General features: G+C 54.3%; 1 rRNA gene. It reads right to left on the bottom strand.

Annotated features, from left to right (window positions below):
- Positions 1 to 2,820: ribosomal RNA gene (locus tag ACYVD4_RS31895) — 23S ribosomal RNA — on the bottom strand.
- Between the last annotated feature and the right edge of the window lie 7 nt (positions 2,821 to 2,827).

Genomic DNA, 2,827 nt, shown 5'->3' with positions numbered 1-2,827 from the left:
TACGCTCCCGGGGTCATTAGTACGGCTCAGCTCTACTGATCTCTCAGCCTACACCTGCCGCCTATCAACGTCGTCGTCTACAACACCCCTTACTCTGAACACTCATCTTCAGGCTAGTTTCGCACTTAGATGCCTTCAGCGCTTATCTATTCCCCACGTAGCTACTCGGCCGTGCCTGCGGCCAAACAACCGATTCGCCAGCGGTGAGTCCATCCCGGTCCTCTCGTACTAAGGACAGATCCCGTCAATGTTCATACGCCCACCACAGATAGGGACCGAACTGTCTCACGACGTTCTGAACCCAGCTCGCGTGCCACTTTAATCGGCGAACAGCCGAACCCTTGGAACCTTCTCCAGCCCCAGGATGTGACGAGCCGACATCGAGGTGCCAAACCTCCCCGTCGATGTGAGCTCTTGGGGGAGATCAGCCTGTTATCCCCGGCGTACCTTTTATCCTTTGAGCGATGGCCCTTCCATGCGGAACCACCGGATCACTATACCCGACTTTCGTCCCAGATCGGCTGGTCGGCCTCACTGTCAAGCTTGCTTCTGCTATTGCACTCCACTGCCGATTACCGTCCGGCATGAGCAAACCTTGGGAAACCTCCGTTACCCTTTCGGAGGTGACCACCCCAGTCAAACTACCCACCAAACACTGTCCCCTCAAAGGGTTAGACAGCCGGTCAGCCAAGGGCGGTATTTCAAGGTTGGATCCACGATGCCTGGCGACACCACTTCACATCCTCCCGCCTATCCTACACATGCCTGACCAGCTATCCATGTTAAGCTATAGTAAAGGTGCACGGGGTCTTTCCGTCCCGTGGCGGGTAAGCGGCATCTTCACCGCTACTACAATTTCACCGAACTCATGGTTGAGACAGCGCCCAGATCGTTACACCATTCGTGCAGGTCGGAACTTACCCGACAAGGAATTTCGCTACCTTAGGACCGTTATAGTTACGGCCGCCGTTTACTGGGGCTTCAGTTCAAACCTTCGCCTTGCGACTAAGCTCCCCCCTTAACCTTCCAGCACCGGGCAGGTGTCAGACCCTATGCGTCAACTTTCATTTTGGCAGAGTCCTGTGTTTTTGGTAAACAGTCGCCTGGGCCTCTTCTCTGCAGCCTCCCATCACTGAGTAGGCCCCCCTTATCCCGAAGTTACAGGGTCATTTTGCCGAGTTCCTTAACCATGATTCATTCGTGCACCTTAGAATATTCTTCCCGGCTACCTGTGTCGGTTTGCGGTACGGGTAGCTATACGCTTAACGCACCAAGACTTTTCTTGGAAGCCATTTCAGTACTTCGCTTCGGCCGAAACCTCCGCTCAGCGCCCATTTCCGTCAGGACGCAGTACCCACACAGCTCCGTCATCTTGCTACCTGCATAGCCAGTTGAGGAATATTAACCTCACTCCCCTCAGACTTCTCGTTTCCGATCGCCCTTAGACCCCGACTAACCCTCCGATGACTGCCATCGCGGAGGAAACCTTAGCCTTTCGGTGTGGGGGGTTCTCACCCCCATTATCGTTACTTATGCCTACATTTGCTTTTCTATGCGGTCCACCATGGCTCACGCCACAACTTCTCCCCCCATAGAATGCTCTCCTACCACAATACACTCTAAGTGTATGTCCATACCTTCGGTGGTGTGCTTGATGCCCGGTTATTATCGATGCCCGCCCCGCTCGACCAGTGAGCTGTTACGCACTCTTTAAAGGAATAGCTGCTTCCAAGCTAACCTCCTGGCTGTCTCAGCAGCCGGACCACCTTTGTTCAACTTAGCACACACTTGGGGACCTTAGATGATGGTCTGGGTTGTTCCCCTCTCGGACTTGGACCTTAGCACCCAAGCCCTCACTGCCACGCACCTCTCTGCGCATTCGGAGTTCATCAGAAGTTGGTAGGATGTGACTCCCCCGCATCCTGTTGGTCGCTCTACCTCGCAGACAGTAACACGTAACGCTGTTCCTAAAAACATTTCGGAGAGTACGAGCTATTTCTCAGTTTGATTGGCCTTTCACCCCTATCCCCAGCTCATCCGGAAGCTTTTCAACGCTTATCGGTTCGGTCCTCCAGGGTGTGTTACCACCCCTTCAACCTGGCCAGGGATAGATCACCAAGTTTCGCGTCTACCCCTGCTGACTCAACGCCCTGTTCAGACTCGCTTTCGCTTCGGCTGCTTCCCTTAAGAGAATTAACCTCGCCAGCAATGGTAACTCGTAGGCTCATTATGCAAAAGGCACGCCGTCACACAACACCGTGTGCTCCGACCGCTTGTAAGCGCCTGGTTTCAGGGTCTATTTCACCCGGGTACTCCCCGTGCTTTTCACCGTTCCCTCACGGTACTATTCTCTATCGGTCTTCTGGATGTATTTAGCCTTACCGGATGGTGCCGGCAGATTCAGAGGGAATTTCTCCGGTTCCCCCCTACTCAGGATATCCGACCCACTAACGCCCTGACCCGTACGGGACTCTCACCCTCTGCGGTGTCTTTTCCCAAAGACTTTCGGTTCGTTTGTCAGCTTGATGTCAGCTCCTACTACCCCAACTCCGCCGTAACGGAACTGGTTTGGGCTCTTCCGGCCTCGCTCGCCACTACTACCGGAATCACATGTTGTTTTCTTTTCCTGCGGGTACTTAGATGTTTCAGTTCTCCGCGTTTGCCCCCCGTAGGGTACTGATTCTTCAAATCAGTGGGTTGCCCCATTCGGACACCTTAGGATCAGCCCCTGCCAGCGGGTCCCCTAAGCGTTTCGTCGCTTGCCACGTCCTTCATCGCCACCAGAAGCCAGAGGCATCCCCCAGACGCCCTTGCATTACGTAGGTAA

The organism is Spirosoma daeguense, assembly GCF_054776875.1.
Note: the sequence above shows the minus strand (reverse complement) of the source record. Positions and strands in the feature narration are given on the sequence as shown.